General features: G+C 67.5%; 13 protein-coding genes. 7 read left to right on the top strand and 6 right to left on the bottom strand.

Annotation, left to right across the window (positions count from 1 at the left end; genetic code table 11):
• Positions 1–59: 59 nt before the first annotated feature.
• From CTP10_RS12970 to CTP10_RS12960, 3 genes are all read left to right on the top strand, one after another.
• Positions 60–890 (top strand): formate dehydrogenase accessory sulfurtransferase FdhD, encoded by an 831-nt coding sequence (locus CTP10_RS12970; RefSeq protein ID WP_116317943.1) that lies wholly within the window; start codon positions 60–62, stop codon positions 888–890.
• A 117-nt stretch (positions 891–1,007) separates the two neighbouring features.
• Positions 1,008–1,574, top strand: a complete 567-nt coding sequence (dcd, locus tag CTP10_RS12965) for a dCTP deaminase (protein ID WP_116317942.1) — start codon at positions 1,008–1,010, stop codon at positions 1,572–1,574.
• A gap of 159 nt (positions 1,575–1,733) precedes the next feature.
• Positions 1,734–4,004 (top strand): arginine/lysine/ornithine decarboxylase, encoded by a 2,271-nt coding sequence (locus tag CTP10_RS12960; RefSeq protein ID WP_116317941.1) that lies wholly within the window; start codon positions 1,734–1,736, stop codon positions 4,002–4,004.
• Between the two features lie 128 nt (positions 4,005–4,132).
• Here the strand turns inward: CTP10_RS12960 and CTP10_RS12955 are convergent, their stop codons facing one another.
• The 5 genes from CTP10_RS12955 to CTP10_RS12935 form a co-directional block, all read right to left on the bottom strand.
• Positions 4,133–5,866, bottom strand: coding sequence for a TRAP transporter large permease (locus CTP10_RS12955; protein ID WP_116317940.1), 1,734 nt, complete (start codon positions 5,864–5,866; stop codon positions 4,133–4,135).
• The gene (locus CTP10_RS12950; protein WP_116317939.1) at positions 5,863–6,405 is read right to left on the bottom strand and encodes a TRAP transporter small permease subunit; all 543 of its coding nucleotides are present in this window, start codon (positions 6,403–6,405) and stop codon (positions 5,863–5,865) included. Before CTP10_RS12950 ends, CTP10_RS12955 begins: the two co-directional genes overlap by 4 nt.
• A gap of 195 nt (positions 6,406–6,600) precedes the next feature.
• Positions 6,601–8,013 (bottom strand): argininosuccinate lyase, encoded by a 1,413-nt coding sequence (argH, locus tag CTP10_RS12945; protein ID WP_116317938.1) that lies wholly within the window; start codon positions 8,011–8,013, stop codon positions 6,601–6,603.
• Between the two features lie 130 nt (positions 8,014–8,143).
• The gene (locus CTP10_RS12940) at positions 8,144–8,923 is read right to left on the bottom strand and encodes an anti-sigma factor (protein ID WP_116317937.1); all 780 of its coding nucleotides are present in this window, start codon (positions 8,921–8,923) and stop codon (positions 8,144–8,146) included.
• Positions 8,920–9,519: a sigma-70 family RNA polymerase sigma factor gene (locus CTP10_RS12935; RefSeq protein ID WP_116317936.1), complete on the bottom strand. Its 600-nt coding sequence runs from the start codon at positions 9,517–9,519 to the stop codon at positions 8,920–8,922. The genes CTP10_RS12940 and CTP10_RS12935 overlap by 4 nt, the downstream gene beginning before the upstream one ends.
• Positions 9,520–9,664: 145 nt before the next feature.
• Here CTP10_RS12935 and CTP10_RS12930 point away from each other — a divergent pair, with 145 nt between their 5' ends.
• Positions 9,665–10,276, top strand: a complete 612-nt coding sequence (locus CTP10_RS12930) for a ferritin-like domain-containing protein (RefSeq protein WP_199414522.1) — start codon at positions 9,665–9,667, stop codon at positions 10,274–10,276.
• Positions 10,277–10,371: 95 nt separating this feature from the next.
• Here the strand turns inward: CTP10_RS12930 and ppc are convergent, their stop codons facing one another.
• On the bottom strand, positions 10,372–13,461 hold the full coding sequence (gene ppc, locus CTP10_RS12925) for a phosphoenolpyruvate carboxylase (RefSeq protein WP_116317935.1): 3,090 nt from the start codon (positions 13,459–13,461) through the stop codon (positions 10,372–10,374).
• Positions 13,462–13,529: 68 nt separating this feature from the next.
• On the opposite strand from ppc, the gene hemC reads away from it, so the two are divergent.
• From hemC to CTP10_RS12910, 3 genes are read left to right on the top strand one after another with little or no spacing between them, the layout of a single operon-like run.
• Positions 13,530–14,549 carry a hydroxymethylbilane synthase gene (gene hemC / locus CTP10_RS12920; RefSeq protein ID WP_116317934.1) on the top strand — a complete coding sequence of 340 codons (1,020 nt, stop codon included), beginning with the start codon at positions 13,530–13,532 and terminating at the stop codon, positions 14,547–14,549.
• A 9-nt stretch (positions 14,550–14,558) separates the two neighbouring features.
• Positions 14,559–16,868 (top strand): fused uroporphyrinogen-III synthase HemD/membrane protein HemX, encoded by a 2,310-nt coding sequence (hemDX, locus tag CTP10_RS12915; protein WP_116317933.1) that lies wholly within the window; start codon positions 14,559–14,561, stop codon positions 16,866–16,868.
• Between the two features lie 5 nt (positions 16,869–16,873).
• Positions 16,874–18,064 carry a heme biosynthesis protein HemY gene (locus CTP10_RS12910; protein WP_116317932.1) on the top strand — a complete coding sequence of 397 codons (1,191 nt, stop codon included), beginning with the start codon at positions 16,874–16,876 and terminating at the stop codon, positions 18,062–18,064.
• Positions 18,065–18,079: the final 15 nt, after the last annotated feature.

The raw sequence follows: 18,079 nt of genomic DNA, 5'->3' as shown, positions 1-18,079 counted from the left end.
GCCCCGATGCTCGCCTGGACGGCACGGGGCACCTTCCAGCAGCCCTGAGCCTTCCCGTCATGATTTTGCGTCCCGAGCTTACCCAGGCAGCCGTTCCGCTGATCGAAGAGGTCGAAGTCGTCGACGAGCAGGGGCGCGTGCGCGCGGCCTACCTGCCTGGCGAGCGCCCGCTGACGGTCTACCTGGACAAACGCGAACTGGTCACGCTGATGACACTGGGCGGCGCGCCCGAGCACCTGGTGCTGGGCTACTTGCGCAACCAGCGGCTGGTCGAATCGATCGAGGACATTGCCGCGGTGCAGGTCGACTGGGAAACCGAATCCGCCGCCGTCAGCACCCGCACCGGCGTCGACCGCATCGAGGAACGCACCGCGCGCCGCGTAGTGACTACCGGCTGCGGGCAGGGCACGGTGTTCGGCTCGCTGCTGGACGAGGTCGACAATATCCGCTTGCCGGTCGGTGCCATGCTCGACCAGGACACCCTGTACGGCATCATCGACACCATCCGGTTGCAGCAGTCGGTCTACAAGCAGGCGGGCTCGGTCCATGGCTGCGCGCTGTTCCGCGGAACCGAGTTGCTGATGTTTGTCGAGGACGTTGGCCGCCACAACGCGGTGGATGCCATCGCCGGGCGCATGTGGCTGGAAGGCATGACCGGCGCCGACAAGATCTTCTACACCACCGGGCGCCTGACTTCGGAGATGGTCATCAAGGGCGCGCAGATGGGGATTCCGTTCCTCCTGTCGCGCTCGGGCGTGACGCAGATGGGCTACCAGATGGCCACGCGGCTCAACCTGACGCTGTTCGCGCGCTGTACCGGCAAGCATTTCCTGCTCTACACGGGCCGCGAACGGTTCCGTCACCGGGTTCCCGAGGACGCGGCAGCTTGAATGTGATCCGTGCATCACGTTAAGCGTCGGCGAGGATGCGGCGCTGTCTCAACAGAACGCGGGCGGAATGGTTGTACAATGCGGCGCACTCCGAGCCAGTGTGTCTACCTCCCAACTATGAGCATCAAATCCGACAAATGGATCCGCCGCATGGCGGAGCAGCACGGCATGATCGAGCCGTTCGAACCAGGCCAGGTCCGGGAGGCCGACGGGCGCAAGATCGTGTCGTACGGTACCTCTAGCTACGGCTACGACATCCGCTGCGCCGACGAATTCAAGATCTTCACCAACATCAACAGCACCATCGTCGACCCGAAGAACTTCGACGAGAAGTCCTTCGTAGACTTCAGGGGTGATGTCTGCATCATTCCGCCGAATTCCTTCGCGCTGGCGCGGACGATGGAGTATTTCCGCATCCCGCGCAGCGTGCTGACCATCTGCCTCGGCAAGAGCACTTATGCGCGCTGCGGCATCATCGTCAACGTGACCCCGTTCGAGCCGGAATGGGAAGGCTATGTGACGCTGGAGTTCTCCAACACCACGCCGCTGCCTGCCAAGATCTACGCCGGCGAAGGCTGCGCCCAGGTACTGTTCTTCGAAAGCGATGAAGTCTGCGAGACCTCGTACGCCGACCGGGGCGGCAAGTACCAGGGCCAGCACGGTGTCACACTGCCGAAGACCTGATCGCATTACAATGCCGGCGTTTGCCGGAAAGGCCGCGCCGCGATGACCGCGCGGGCCGCCAAGACCTGACGTGAGAGCCACATGTCGCCGTCGCAGGGGAACCCCTGCCGGCCATGTGGCTCAAGTCCTTTATGTCCTGCTTTCCATCAAGGATGCCCAATGAAATTCCGCTTTCCCGTCATCATCATTGACGAAGACTTTCGCTCCGAGAACATCTCCGGCTCGGGCATCCGCGCGCTGGCCGAGGCGATCGAGAAAGAAGGCATGGAGGTCATGGGCCTGACCAGCTACGGCGACCTGACGTCGTTTGCGCAGCAGTCCAGCCGCGCGTCGACCTTTATCGTGTCGATCGACGACGATGAGTTCGTGCGCGACGACGACCAGCCCGAAGCCGCCGCGATCGAGAAGCTGCGCGCCTTCGTTGCCGAAGTGCGCCGCCGCAACTCGGACCTGCCGATCTTCCTTTATGGTGAGACCCGCACCTCGCGCCATATCCCCAACGATATCCTGCGCGAGCTGCACGGCTTCATCCATATGTTCGAGGACACGCCGGAGTTCGTCGCGCGCCATATCATCCGCGAGGCCAAGGTCTACCTGGACACGCTGGCGCCCCCGTTCTTCAAGGCGCTGATCGACTACGCGCAGGACAGCTCTTACTCGTGGCACTGCCCGGGCCACTCGGGCGGCGTGGCATTCCTGAAGAGCCCGGTGGGCCAGGTGTTCCACCAGTTCTTCGGCGAGAACATGCTGCGCGCCGACGTCTGCAACGCGGTGGATGAACTCGGCCAGCTGCTCGACCACACCGGCCCGGTGGCGGCGTCCGAGCGCAATGCCGCGCGCATCTTCAACTCGGACCACATGTTCTTCGTCACCAACGGTACCTCGACGTCGAACAAGATGGTGTGGCACGCCAACGTGGCGCCGGGGGACATCGTGGTGGTGGACCGCAACTGCCACAAGTCGATCCTGCACGCGATCATGATGACGGGCGCGATTCCCGTGTTCCTGATGCCCACGCGTAACCACTACGGCATCATCGGCCCGATCCCGAAGAGCGAGTTCGATCCGGAAACGATCAGGCGCAAGATCGCCTCGCACCCGTTCGCCAGCAAGGCCAAGAACCAGAAGCCGCGTATCCTGACGATCACGCAGGGCACCTACGACGGCGTGCTGTACAACGCCGAGCAGATCAAGGAGATGCTGGCGGCCGAGATCGACACGCTGCATTTCGATGAAGCCTGGCTGCCGCACGCGGCGTTCCACGACTTCTATCGCAACATGCACGCGATCGGTAAGGACCGCCCGCGCAGCAAGGACGCGCTGGTGTTCGCCACGCAGTCCACGCACAAGCTGCTGGCCGGCCTGTCGCAGGCCTCGCAGATCCTCGTGCAAGACTCCGAGACGCGCAAGCTGGACCGCTACCGCTTCAACGAGGCGTACCTGATGCACACCTCGACCAGCCCGCAGTACTCGATCATTGCCTCGTGCGACGTGGCCGCGGCGATGATGGAAGCGCCTGGCGGCACTGCGCTGGTTGAAGAAAGCATCCAGGAGGCGATGGACTTCCGCCGCGCCATGCGCAAGGTCGAGGGCGAGTACGATGCCGGCAACAACGGCGACTGGTGGTTCAAGGTGTGGGGCCCCGACGCGCTGATCGAAGACGGCATCGGCGACCGCGAGGAGTGGATGCTCAAGGCCAACGAGCGCTGGCATGGCTTCGGCGACCTGGCCGACGGCTTTAACCTGCTCGACCCGATCAAGGCCACCCTTATCACCCCGGGCCTCGACGTGGACGGCGAGTTCAGCGAGCGCGGCATTCCCGCGGCGATCGTCACCAAGTACCTGGCCGAGCACGGCATCATCATCGAGAAGACCGGGCTGTACTCGTTCTTCATCATGTTCACCATCGGCATCACCAAGGGCCGCTGGAACTCGCTGGTGACTGAGTTGCAGCAGTTCAAGGACGATTACGACCAGAACCAGCCGCTGTGGCGCGTGCTGCCGGAATTCGTCGGCAAGTACCCGCAATACGAGCGCATGGGCCTGCGTGACCTGTGCGATGCGATCCATAGCGTGTACAAGGCCAACGACGTGGCGCGCGTGACCACCGAGATGTACCTGTCGGACATGGAGCCGGCGATGAAGCCGTCGGACGCGTGGGCGATGATGGCGCACCGCGAGATCGAGCGCGTGCCGGTGGACGAGCTGGAAGGGCGCGTCACCGCCATCCTGCTGACGCCGTACCCGCCGGGCATTCCGCTGCTGATCCCGGGCGAGCGCTTCAACCGCACCATCGTGCAGTACCTGAAGTTCGCGCGCGAGTTCAACAAGCTGTTCCCGGGCTTCGAGACCGATATCCACGGGCTGGTGGAGGACGAGGTGGACGGCAAGAAGGCTTACTTCGTGGACTGCGTGAAGCAGGTAGCCTGAGCGGCCAGCTGAAGTCGGCACCTGAAAAGCCCCGCGCAAGCGGGGCTTTCTCTTTTGCTTGCGCCAATGAAAAAGCCCCGCATCGCTGCGGGGCTCTTCCAGTTTGCCGGTCCGGACGATGCCGGGGCTCAGTTCTTCTTCTCGAACTCGAACTGCGGCGCGGCCGGCTCGCTCTGCGCCGGGGCGCCCGGCAACTCCAGCGAACCCGGCGCGGACGGCGCCCCCGGTATCGAGGCCGGTTTTTCCGGCTCGCCGCCAAGCGGGATGCTGACCTCCGCCGAGCCGCTGTGCTTGAGCGACCCCTTGTCCAGCAGCCCCGTCACCATGCCCGGCCAGAAGATCACCGCCACCACCATCACCATCTGCAGGCCGACCCAGGGCAGCGCGCCCCAGTAGATGTCCGAGCTTTTCACTTCCTTCGGCGCGATGCCGCGCAGGTAGAACAGCGCGAAGCCGAACGGCGGGTGCATGAACGAGGTCTGCATGTTCACGCACAGCATCACGCCGAACCACACCAGCGCGGCTGTCGCCGCGGCCTCCGGGTTGCCGCCCATCGAATCGGCCACCACCGGCGCCAGCACCTTGACCGCCACCGGCGCCAGCATCGGCACCACGATAAAGGCGATCTCGAAGAAGTCCAGGAAGAAGGCCAGGAAGAAGATGAACAGGTTCACCACGATCAGGAAGCCGATCCAGCCGCCCGGCAGTGAGGTGAACAGGTGCTCGACCCACGCGCCGCCGTCCACGCCCTGGAACACCACCGAGAAGCAGGTGGAGCCGATCAGGATGAACACCACCATCGCGGTGATGCGCGCCGTGGACTGGTAGGCATCGACGATCAGCAGGCGCAGCTCGGTCATCTGGCCGGCGCGGATCAACAGCCAGAGGATGACCAGGTAGACCACGGCCAGCGGGATGCGGAACACATGCGAGCCGAAGGCGAAGACGCCCACCGCGGCGGCCACCAAGGTGGCGGCGATGCCGACGCGGTAGACCTGGCGGTCGATATTGGTGAACGCCTTGTCACGGATCACCGCCAGCACCAGCGCGCCGACCGCGCCCATGGCGCCGGATTCCGTCGGCGTGGCGATGCCCAGCATGATCGTGCCGAGCACCAGGAAGATCAGCACCGCGCAGGGGACGATGCCGCGCAGGCACTTGCGCCACAGCGCCCAGCCGCGCAGCGTGCGCGCCTCGGCCGGCACCGGCGGCAGCCAGTCGGGCTTGAGCCGGGTCAGCACGAAGGTGTAGAGCGCGAACAGGGCGATCTGGACCACCGACGGGCCCCACGCGCCCAGGTACATGCTGCCGACGTCAGCGCTGCCCATCGGCGTCTTGAGCTGGTCGGCCAGCACCACCAGCACCAGCGACGGCGGCACCAGCTGCGTGATGGTGCCCGATGCCGCCAGCACGCCAGTGGCGTACTTCATGTTGTAGCGGTAGCGCATCATCACCGGCAGCGAGATCATCGCCATGGCGATCACCTGCGCCGCCACCGTGCCGGTGATCGCGCCGAGGATAAAGCCGACGATGATCACCGAGTAGCCCAGGCCGCCGCGCACCGGGCCGAACAGCTGGCCCATCGAGTCGAGCATGTCTTCGGCCAGCCCGCATTTCTCCAGGATCGCGCCCATGAAGGTGAAGAACGGGATCGCCAGCAGCAGCTCGTTGCCCAGCACGCTGCCAAACACGCGGCTAGGCACTGCCTGCAGGAAACTGAGCGGGAAGTAGCCCCATTCGATCGCCAGGAAGCCGAAGGCCAGGCCCACCGCCGACAGGGAAAATGCGACCGGGAACCCGATCAGCATGAATAGCACCAGGCCGCCGAACATCATCGGCGGCATATATTCCAACGGAATCATTGAACCGGCCTCTCGTACTTGGATTCGATGCGCACCAGGCCCTTGAGGGCGGCGAAGCGCTTGATCAGTTCGGACACACCCTGCAGCGTCAGCAGGGCGAAGCCGACGGGCACCACCAGCTTGATCGGGTAACGCGGCAGGCCGCCGGAGTTGCCCGATTGCTCGAGGATGCGCCACGAGGGCAGGAACAGCGATTCCCACGACAGCCAGGTGAACAGGATGCACGACGGCAGCAGGAACACCACGATGCCGAAGATGTCGATCCAGTGCTGCGCGCGTTCGGAGACGTTGCCGTAGATCAGGTCTACGCGCACGTGCTCATTGCGCTGGAAGGTGTAGGAGGCGCCGAACATCACGGCAATGGCAAACATGTACCACTGCAGTTCGAGCGGCCAGTTATCGCTCAAGTTGAAGCCATAGCGCAGAAGGGCGTTGCCTGCGCTGATCAGGCACGACAGCAGGATCATGATGTTTGCAAGCCTGCCCGTGTGCTGATTCAACCTGTCGATCTGTCGTGACAGACCAAGCAAGTAATACATGGGTTGTCTCCCCGGTTTTTGCGGCGCCTAGTTTATCTGTAACAAAAAGTGGAGGCGCTAGGGGCTACTACCTACGGACGATGGCGAGATTGCGCCAAAGCGGGTAGCGCCAATGAAAAAAGCCATCGGGCTCGCGCCACGGTGGCTTTTTCTTGCGTAAAACTTACGCGAAACTTACAGTGCGCAGTCTGGCATTTACAGCGCGGCGCGGGCTGCAGCGATGGCAGCGCGCACCTGGTCCGGCGCGGTGCCGCCGATATGGTTGCGCGCGGCGACCGAGCCTTCCAGCGTCAGCACGGTGTGAACGTCGTCGCCGATCAGCGCGGCCTTGTCGCCCAGGCCGGACACGTCGCGCAGCTCGGCCACGGTCAGGTCGGCCAGGTCGCACTGGCGGCTGTCGCAGGCACGCACGGCGTGGGCCACGGCCTCATGGGCGTCGCGGAAGGGCAGGCCCTTCTTGACCAGGTAGTCGGCCAGGTCGGTGGCGGTAGCGTAGCCCTGCAGCGCGGCGGCGCGCATCGCTTCCGGCTTGACGGTGATGCCCGGCACCATGTCCGCGAAGATGCGCAGCGTGTCCACGACGGTGTCGACCGTGTCGAACAGCGGCTCCTTGTCTTCCTGGTTGTCCTTGTTGTACGCCAGCGGCTGGCCCTTCATCAGCGTCAGCAGGCCGATCAGGTGGCCGTTGACGCGGCCGGTCTTGCCGCGCGCCAGTTCGGGCACGTCCGGGTTCTTCTTCTGCGGCATGATCGAGCTGCCGGTGCAGAAGCGGTCGGCGATGTCGATAAAGCCCACGCGCGGGCTCATCCACAGCACCAGTTCTTCCGAGAAGCGCGACACATGCGTCATCACCAGCGCGGCGGCGGCGCAGAATTCGATGGCGAAGTCGCGGTCCGACACGGCGTCCAGAGAGTTGCGGCAGACGCCGTCAAAGCCCAGCTGCTGCGCCACGAACTCGCGGTCGATCGGGTAGCTGGTGCCGGCCAGCGCGGCGGCGCCCAGCGGCAGGCGGTTGACGCGCTTGCGGCAGTCGGCCATGCGCTCGGCATCGCGGGTGAACATTTCCACGTAAGCCAGCAGGTGGTGGCCGAAAGTGACCGGCTGCGCGACCTGCAGGTGGGTGAAGCCCGGCAGGATGGTGTCGGCGTTCTGGTCGGCCAGGTCCAGCAGCGACACGCGCAGCGCGCCGAGCAGGCCGATGATGTTGTCGATCTCGCTGCGCAGCCACAGGCGGATGTCGGTCGCAACCTGGTCATTGCGCGAGCGGCCGGTGTGCAGGCGCTTGCCGGCATCGCCCACCAGCGCGGTCAGGCGCGCCTCGATATTCAGATGGACGTCTTCCAGGTCCAGCTTCCACTCGAAGCTGCCGGCCTCGATCTCGCCGCGGATCTGCGTCATGCCGCGCTCGATCTCGGCGCGGTCCGCCTCGGCGATGATGCCCTGCCTGGCCAGCATGGCCGCGTGGGCCAGCGAACCCTGGATGTCGAACAGGGCCAGGCGCTTGTCGAAGAACACCGAGGCGGTGTAGCGCTTCACCAGGTCGGACATCGGTTCGGAGAAGCGGGCGGACCAGGCTTCGCCTTTCTTGGCAAGTTGGGAGGTGGACATGGACGTCGGCTGCAGTGGCTCGCCGCGGGCGGCCGGCGCATGAGCGTCGGCGGGCGCAAGCGAATTGGAGATTTTGGAAAAGGGCGATTATATCGTCCGCGGGGGGCATGGCGGCACCGGCCCGGCGCCGTTACAGCGGGTTGTGGAGCACAGGCCCCTTGAACACCACCGGGCCGCTCGGCCCGTCGGCACTGGGCGAGCCGCCGGTGGGCTCGATGCTGACCGCCAGGGCCGGCACCGCGGCGGGGGCCGCGGCCATCGCCAGGCGGGCCTGCGGCGCCCGTCCGATCACGCCGAGCGAGCGCGGCTTGCCGTCGGTGGGCAGGGCCCACAACTGCAGCACCTGCTGCTCGCTCAGCTTTATGTGATCCAGGCGACGCACGATCAGGCTACGTGCGCTCGCGTCCCACGACACCAGCATCGCGGGCCTGGCTTGGTCGTCATTGAGCACGGCGATGACCGCGGCTGGCGCGGCCTCGCGCTGCTGCGCCCCGTGCATGCCAATCCCGATCGACAGCACCGTCACCACGGCCATTGCCGCCGCCGCGCCGCGCCAGAACACCGGGGTCGACCAAAGCCGCTGCCACCAGCCGGCCGCCGGTGAGGCAACCGGTGATGCAGCCGGTGATGCAGCCGGTGAGGCCGCCTGCACCGTAGCCGGACGTTCGACGGGCGGCTTCCAGCCCAGCCGGGCTTCGATGCCGCACCAGACCTTGTCGACCGGTTCTGCCGTCGCCTGCAACTCGGACACGCCGGCCAGCCGGTCCTGCCAGCGCAGGATGGCGGCGTGCACCGCCGGTTCTTCGCGCGCGAGGTGTTCCATGCGCCGGCGCGCGCCACCGCGCAGCACGCCCAGCGCGTACTGGGCGGCGAGGCGGTCGAGCAGTTCGGGATGGGCGGCCAGCTTCATGTTGCCGCCTCCATGCAGTGGCGCAGCCGTTCCAGGCCGCGGCGGACCCAGGACTTGACCGTGCCCAGCGGCACGCGCAGCCGCGCCGCCAGCTCAGCGTGGCTCAGCTCCTGCAGGTAGGCCAGCACGATGGCCTGCCGCTGCGCCTGCTCCAGCCGTTGCAGGCAGCGGTTCAGCGCGCGCGCCTGCTGGCTGGCATCGGCCAGTTCGGCGGGGCCGGCGGCGTCGTCGGCCAGCCACTCGCCCAGGTCTTCTTCCAGCTCAACGGTTTGCGACACGCGCGCCGCGGCAGCGCGGCGCAGGCTGTCGAGCGCCCGGTTGCGCACGATCGCTGTCATCCAGGTCATCGGCGCGGCCAGGTGCGGCCGGTAGTCGCCGGCGTGGTGCCAGATGCTGATAAAGCTCTCCTGCACGACATCCTCCGCCCGATCGCGCCTGCCAGTGATACGCAGCGCGAGGCCAAACAGTTTCGTTGCGGTGAGGTCATAGAGGCGGCGCAGTGCCTGGCGGTCGCCCACCGCCACGGCCTGCAGCAGCGCCTCCAGCCGATCGGGACCGGCAGGCGCGGCATAGGACGGCTGGGGGGAGGACGGCACCGGGACGGGTCCTTGCAAGGGAGCTTTGCCGGATTATAGGTAGCGCCGCATCCAAACGCGCGGCGCGTGCGTAGAAGTGACAGGCGCAAGCCAGGCACCCCGGCCAAACGGGGCGCCGCGTTGTCATCCCTCACAGGAGAACACCATGGACCGCATGTCACAGAAGCCCGCGCGCGAGGCCGGAACCATCATCACGCTGCCGGATGCCCGCCGGCGCGGCTTGCTCAAGGCGCCCGGCCTGTTCGCACTCGGCTCGCTGGCCGTCATCACGCTCGGCGAGTCGATGCCGGCGTGGGCGCAGACGCAGTCGGGCAGCACCAAGGACGACATCAATATCCTGAATACCGCGCTGGGGCTGGAATACCAGGCGATCGCCGCCTACCAGGTCGGCGCGGAGAGCGGGCTGCTGCAGAAGCCGGTGCTGGCCACCGCGGTGAAGTTCCAGGACCACCACAAGGCCCATGCGCAGGTGCTGGCCGGGACGGTGTCGAAGCTGGGGGGCACGCCGGTGATGGCGAAGAAAGCGTCGGAATACAAGTTTCCGACCGAGAGCCTGAAGAACCAGGCCGATGTGCTGCGCTTTGCCGCGGGACTGGAGAAGGGCGCGACCGCCGCCTACCTGGGTGTGCTGCCGAACTTCCACAACCGCGAGCTGACCCGGGCCGCCGGCAGCATCCTCGGGGACGAGGCGATGCACTGGGCGATCCTGCTGCATGCGCTGGGTGAGGACCCGGTGCCGGGGGCGTTTGTTGGTTGAAGCGACAGGGACTTGCCGATAGTTGGCTCCGCTCTCCCATGATGGGAGAGGGAGCCAACCGGCGGTCCCGCGATTGCCGTCAGCCCGTATTGCCGTCAGCCCGTATTGCGCAGCCCCGCCGCTACCCCGTTGATGGTCAGGTGGATGCCGCGCCGGACGCGGATATCGTCCCCGTCCTTGCCCGCCCGGTAGCGCTTGAGCAGCTCCACCTGCAAGTGGTTCAGCGGATCCAGGTAGGCGAAACGGTTCTTGATCGAGCGCGCCAGCAGTGGGTTGTCCGCCAGCCGGTCCTGGTGCCCGGTGATCAGCGCGAGCATCTCGCTGGTCAGGTGCCATTCCTTGCTGATGCGGTTGAACACGGTGCGGCGCAGCGCCGCGTCATCGCACAGTTGTGCATAACGCGAAGCCACCGCCAGGTCGGTCTTGGCCAGCACCATGTCCATGTTGGACAGCAGCGTGGAGAAGAACGGCCAGGTCTTGACCATGCGGCGCAGCGTGGTGACGGCGGACTTGCGTGCCTTGTCGTCCGGCGCGCTGTCCAGCAACGCCTTCACCGCGCTGCCGAAGCCGTACCAGCCCGGCAGCAGCAGCCGGCACTGGCCCCACGAGAAGCCCCACGGGATTGCCCGCAGGTCTTCGATGCGGCGGTGCTTCTTGTCCATCAGCTTGCGCGAGGCCGGACGCGAACCCAGGTTCAGGTCGGCGATCTCGGTGATCGGCGTGGTGGCGAAGAAGTAATCCTTGAAGCCCGGGGTCTCGTAGACCAGGTCGCGATAGGCCGAGAAGGCGCGGTCCGACAGCTGCTGCATCACCGCCTCGAACATGTCGAGGTCCCTGGGCGCGTTCTGCTGCGGCAGCAGCGATGCTTCCAGCGTGGCGGCGACCACCGTCTCCAGGTTGCGCCGGCCGATCTCGGCGTTGGCGAACTTGCTGTTGATGATCTCGCCCTGCTCGGTCAGGCGGATCTGGCCGTTCACAGTGCCCGGCGGCTGCGACAGGATCGCGTCGTAGGTCGGGCCGCCGCCACGGCCGACGGTGCCGCCGCGGCCATGGAACAGGCGCAGCTTGACCTTGCGCTCCTCGAACAGCTGCACCAGCGCCAGTTCGGCCTTGTACAGCTCCCAGGTGGAGGTCAGGAAGCCGCCGTCCTTGTTGGAGTCCGAGTAGCCGAGCATCACTTCCTGCTCGACGCCATGGTGCGCGATCACCGAATCGAAGCCTTGCAGGTCCAGCAGCGACTGCATGATGCCGGCGGCGTTGCGCAAGTCCTCGATGGTCTCGAACAGCGGGATCACCATCAGCTCCATGCGCGCCGGGTCGGTCTTGCTGCCCAGCGTGCCTTGCAGCATGCCGGACTCCTTCTGCAGCAGCATGACCTCGACCAGGTCAGACAGCGTCTCGGTGTGCGAGATGATGTAGTTGCGCGCGATGCGCTTGCCGTAGCGCTTGCGCAGCTCGCGCGCGGCGGCAAAGATTGCCAGCTCCTTGCGGGTCTGCTCGGAGTACTCGTGCCACGGCAGCGTCAGCAGGCGCGGCTGGCGCAGCTCGGCCAGCAGCAGTTCCAGCTTGCGCTGCTCGGACAGCGCGGCGTAGTCCGGGGCGATGCCGGCGGCGGCGAACAGCTCGGCGATGACGGCCTCATGCACGTCCGACACCTGGCGCATGTCGACCGACGCCAGGTGGAAGCCGAACACGCCGATGGCACGCGCCAGCGCGTCGATGCGGGCGCCTGCCAGCGCCTGGCCGTGGTTTTCGCGCAGCGAGTCGATCACCAGCTGCACGTCGGCGGCGAAGGCCTCGGCGCTGTCGTAGGGCTCGGCCGGCGCCACCGGGCGGCGCGGCGCGGCGTGGCCGGTCAGCGTCTTGCAGGTGGCGGCCAGGCGCGCGTAGATGCCGATCAGCGCGCGGCGGTACGGCTCGTCGGCACGGTGCTCGGAATGGTCGGGCGAGCGCTCGGCCAGCGCCAGCAGCTCAGGGCTGGCGTCGACCATCAGCGTCGACATCGACAGTTCGGCGCCCAGCGCATGGACTTCGTCCAGATACCAGTCCAGGATCATCTGGGCCTGCTGGCTGGAGGCATGCTCCAGGGTCTCGGCGGTAACGTTGGGATTGCCGTCGCGGTCGCCACCGATCCACGAGCCCATCTGCAGGAACGGCGCCAGCGGTGCCGGCTGCGTGCCCGGGGTGCCCTTGCGCTTGCGCGTGGTCGGGAACACCGCGGCAATGTCTTCTTCCAGCTCCGTCATCAGCTGCGGGATGCCGCGCAGGAAACAGGTGCGGTAGTAAGACAGCGCGTTGTCGATCTCATCGGCCACCGTCAGGCGCGCGTCGCGCAGCATGCGGGTCTGCCACAGCGTGGTGACCTTGGCGCGCAGCTGAGCGGTATTGTGCTCGCGCTCGCGCGCGGTCGTCGGCAGGTCGCGCTCGGCCAGCAGGCGGGCGATCTCGCGCTCGGCGTCCAGGATGCTCTTGCGCTGGACTTCGGTCGGGTGCGCGGTCAGCACCGGCACGATCAGCGCCTCGTCCAGGAACTTGCGCAGCTGCTTGCCGGTCACGCCGGCGGCGTCGATTTTCTCCAGCGCGTGCGGCAGGCTGCCGGCCTGCGGCGGCGAGCCGGCCAGCGCATGCACGCGGCGGCGGCGGTTGTGGTGCTGGTCCTCGGCGATATTGGCCAGGTGCGAGAAATAGCTGAAGGCGCGCACCACCTGGTTGGTCTGGTCGCGGGACAGGCGCTTGAGCAGCCGGTCCAGCTCGGCGCCGGCGGCACGGTCGTTCTCGCGGCGGAAGCGCACCGCGGTCTGGCGGATGGTCTCGACCACCTCGAAGGCGGCGTCGCCTTCCTGCTCGCGCAGGCATTCGCCCAGCAGGCGGCCCAGGAAGCGGATGTCCTCGCGCAGCGGCAGGTCTTTGTCGGGGGTGCGGCGGCCGGCAGCGGCCGCGATAGTGGTTCCGTTGCTCGACACGATGGAAAGCTGGGGTTTGGTGACGCGCTTGGCGGTGCGCGGCTTGGTGCCGCTGGTGCCGCTGCTGCCTTCGGTGCCGCTGCGGCGGGCCGCGCGGGTCGGTTTGGTGGCGGATGCGCCGTTTGCTTCACCCGATCCGGCGGCCGGGTCCTTCGCGGCCGATGCACTCGATGGGCCCGAAGCGGTCTTGCGGCCGGTGGGGCGCGCAGCGTGCTGCGTCATGCAATCTCCTCGTCTGCTTATCTATATTGGTGCGGAGGGGCTATTGGGTCGCGTGCTACCATTCACGGATGCAAGCATCCGCCATCCCGTCTTCCTCTACCGCTGTCGTGTCTAGCAACCTTCCGCAAAAGCTCGTCATTGCCTCCCGCGAGAGCCGTCTGGCCATGTGGCAGGCTGAACATGTGCGTGCTGCATTGCAACAATACTATCCCGCGTGCGACGTGTCTATTCTTGGCATGACCACGCGCGGAGACCAGATTCTAGACCGTACGCTGTCGAAAGTCGGCGGCAAGGGTTTGTTTGTCAAAGAACTGGAGTTCGCGATGGACGAAGGCCGCGCGGACCTGGCGGTGCATTCGCTCAAGGATGTGCCGATGGAGCTGCCTCCCGGCTTTGCGCTGACCGCTGTGATGGAGCGCGAGGATCCGCGCGACGCGCTGGTTTCGAACAGCTTTGCCTCGCTCGACGAGATGCCGCCCGGGACCGTGGTCGGCACCTCCAGCCTGCGCCGCGAAGCCTTGCTGCGCAGCCGCTATCCGCACCTGGTGGTCAAGCCGCTGCGCGGCAACCTCGACACCCGGCTCGGCAAGCTAGATCGCGGCGAATACGGCGCCATCATCCTGGCTGCCGCGGGGCTCAAGCGCCTGGGCATGGGCGACCGCATCCGCGCGCTGATCCCGGTCGAGGCCTCGCTGCCCGCCGCCGGGCAGGGCGCGCTGGGCATCGAGATCCCGTCCAATCGCCCCGAGCTGGCCGCCTGGCTGGTTCCGCTCAACCACCAGCCGACGCTGCTGGCCGTGGCCGCCGAGCGTGCCGTGGCGCGCATGCTGAACGGTTCGTGCCAGGTGCCGCTGGCGGCCCACGCATACTGGGATGGCGACCAGCTCAAGCTTGACGCCTTTGTCGGGATGCCCGACGGCACGCGCGGGCTGCGCGCCGCCGTTGCCGGCCCGGCCACCGACCTGGCTGCCGCGGAAGCCCTCGGCCAGGCTTGCGCGCGCGACCTGCTGGCGCAGGGCGCCGAAGCGATTCTCGCCGCGCTCGCCGATCCGGCAGCCGGCTCCTCCGGCACGCAAGCACCCGCCTGAGGCTGCCCGATGCCCCGCCCGACCGTCGTTGTCACACGACCCGCCGGGCAGTCCCGGCAACTGACCGAGGCGCTGCAGGCCGCGGGTCTCGACGTGCTCAGCTTTCCGCTGCTGGCGATCGGCCCGGCCGCCGACGACGCGCCGCTGCGCGCGGCATTGGCGCGGCTGGAGCAGTTTGCGCTGGTGGTCTTTGTCAGTCCCAACGCCATCGCCTATGCGCTGGATGCGCTGGCCGGCGTGCAGGGTGCCGCCACGGCGCAATGGCCGGCGCAGGTGCCGGCCGCCGTGGTTGGCCCGGCCAGCGTGGCTGCGTTGGCCGAGCGCGGCATTGCGCCGCCCGCCTGCCGGGTGATCGCGCCGGCTGGCGCCGCCACCAACGGGCAGGGCGCCGGTGACACCGGCGATGCCGGCGACAATGGCAATCACGGTTCCCATCACGATGCCAACCACGACGCCAACCACGACGCCAACCACGACGCCACCCACGACGCCACCCACGACGCTGACGGCCCACGCTTCGATTCCGAGGCGCTCTGGGCCCGGCTCGATCCCGCCACGCTCGCCGGCAAGCCAGTCCTGATCGTCCGCGGCAACGGCGGCCGCGACTGGCTCGGCGACCGCCTGCGCGAGGCCGGTGCCGTGGTCGAGGCCGTCGAGGCTTACCGGCGCACGCTGCCGGAGCCTGGCGCGATGCAGTGGCAGGCCGTGCGCGACAGCCTGCAGGCCGGCGCGCCGCCCCATGTATGGCTGCTGACCAGCTCCGAGGCGGTGCGTAACCTCGATACGCTCGCGCGTCAACACCTGTCGCCGCAGGAAAATGCAGGCTTGAGGCAGGTGCAGTGCATCGCGCCGCATGCGAGAATCGCCGAACAAGCGCTGGCACTGGGCTTCAGCCATATCCTGCGCGCCGCGCCGGGCGATGCCGGCCTGCTCGTGGCGTGCCGGCAATGGGCCGATGCCCACGCCGGTCCGGTGCCGCATCCGGCTCCGGTGGCCGCTGTGCCGGGCATGGCCGGAGCGACCGGTGCGTCCGGTGCGTCCGGTGCGTCCGGTGCGTCCGGTTCGTCCGGAGCGGGCCACGCCAGCGCTAGAACAGACACCAGCCCGGCGCGCGCCGAGGCACCGGCGCTCGCGCCGGCTGTCACAGTCCCTGCAACGTCAACGAAGGTCGAACGCGTGACGCAAGAAACCACGTCCTCCTCCGCTACGCCGCCGCCTTCCGCAGCTTCGGCGGCTTCGGCGGCCTCCGCGCCCGCTCCGGGCCCTGGCGCTTCCGCGTCCGCCGCCGGCCATCCTGCCGCCGTGCGCAAGCCAGCGGCGCTGTGGGCCCTGGTGGCCGTGCTGGTGGTGGCCACTGCCGGCGGCTTCTGGTGGCTGCAGCAGCGCGTGGACCACCTGACCGGCGAACTCGCCCGGCGCCAGCAGAGCAACGATGCGCTGGTGCAGGAGTCGCGCGTACTGACGCGCAATGCGCAGGACACCGTCAAGGAACTGCAGGCCAAGGTCGGCGCGCTCGAAAACCAGGTCGGCGAGACCCGCGACAAGCAGGTGGCGCTGGAGCAGGTCTACCAAGACCTGATGCGCAACCGCGACGACTGGGAAATCGCCGAGATCCAGCAACTGCTGACCAACGCCGGCCAGCAGCTGCAGCTGACCGGCAACGTGCAGGTCGCGCTGGCCGCGCTGCAAAGCGCCGACGCCCGCCTGGCGCGCACCGACAAGCCGCAATACAACCTGCTGCGCCGTGCCATTGCCCGCGACATCGCGCGCATGAAGGCCGTGCCCGACACCGACCTGACCGGCGCCGCGATCAAGCTGGACGAAGCCATCAACCAGGTCGATGCGTTGCCGCTGCTATCCAGCGAACGCATGCTCGAACGCACCGAGGCCGATGCCCGCAAGGATGCCGCTGCCGGCAAGGGCGCGGCCAGCGGCCCCGCGGCCGCTGGTAGCACCAACGGCTGGTTCTCGCGCCTGTGGAACTATCTGCGCGACGAGATCGCCCAGGTCGTCCGCATCCGCAAGGTCGACGATGCCGAGGCGCTGCTGCTATCCGGTGATCAGGGCTGGTTCCTGCGCGAGAACGTCAAGCTGCGCCTGCTCAATGCGCGGCTGGCGCTGCTGTCGCGCAACGAGGCGGTGTTCCGTAACGACCTCGCAGCCGCGCAGGCGATGATCGGCCGGTATTTCGACACCAAGTCGCGCCGCGTGCAGGGCGTGCTGACCCTGCTCAGGCAGGCACAGGCGGGCGCGGTCACGGTGCAGTTGCCGACCATGTCCGAGAGCCTGGGCGCGTTGCACGCCCTGAAGAAGGAGTAAGCCCCATGCGCCTTCTGTTCTGGGTTGCGGTCCTGTTCGGCGGCGCCGTCGGGCTGGCGCTCTTCACGCAGTTCAACCACAGCAATGTGGTGCTGTTCTATCCGCCTTACCGTGTCGAGCTGTCGCTGAACCTGGCGCTGGCCTTGCTGCTGCTGGTGTTCTTCGTGGTCTGGACGGTGATGTCCACCATCCGCCATCTGGGCGACATGCCCCGCCGCGCCGCCGCCTACCGCGAACGCAGCCGCATGAACAAGGCGCAGGCGGCGCTGCGCGAATCGATCGAGAACCTGTTCGCCGGCCGCTTTGCCCGCGCCGAGCGCTGCGCGCGCGAGGCCCAGTCGTGGGACGACCAGGCCCAGACCGCGGCACTGATCGGCGCGCGCGCCGCGCACCGGATGCAGGAGACCGAACGGCGCGATGCCTGGATGTCGCAGGTGACCGACCCCGAGCGCGAGCAGGCCCGGCTGGTGTCGATGGCCGAGCTGCTGGTCGACGCCCGCGATGCCGACGGCGCGCTGGAAACCATCGCCCAGCTGCAGGCGCAGGGCGGACGCCAGATCCACGTGCAGCGCATCGCGCTGCGCGCGCACCAGCACTTGAAAAACTGGTCCGAGGTGCTGCGCCTGGCGCGTTCGCTGGAGAAGCGCAACGCGCTGCATCCGGTGCTGGCGCTGCGGCTAAAGCAGATGGCGGTCGAGGCCATGCTCGACGAGCGCCGCCACGATGCCGACGCCCTCGGTGAATTCTGGCGCTCGCTGTCCGCCGACGAGCGCCGCGCCACGCGCATCGCCGAACCCGCCGCGCGCTACTTTGCCGCGCTGGGCCGGCAGAACGAAGCCCGCCGCATTGTCGAGGACGCGCTCAAGGTCAACTGGGACAGCCGCCTGGTGCTGCGCTACGCCGACTGCGCGGTGCCCGGCCACGCATTGCCGCAGATCCAGCAGGCCGAAAAATGGCTGGCCGCGCATCCGGCCGATGCCGACCTCTACTACACGCTGGGCGTGCTGTGCCTGGGCGAGAAGCTGTGGGGCAAGGCCCAGTCCAGCTTCGAGCGCGCGCTGAAATACGCAGATATCGACCAGCAGCGCCGGCTGCGCGTGCGCACGCACCTGGCGCTGGCCCGGCTGTTCGAGGAAACCGAGCGCTTCGAGGACGCGCAGCGGCACTATCGCGAAAGCGCCATGCTGGCGGCCTGAGCAAGCGGGCAGCCG

The organism is Cupriavidus sp. P-10, from assembly GCF_003402535.2.
Taxonomy (GTDB): domain Bacteria; phylum Pseudomonadota; class Gammaproteobacteria; order Burkholderiales; family Burkholderiaceae; genus Cupriavidus.
This window is presented reverse-complemented; position numbering and strand designations above follow the sequence as displayed.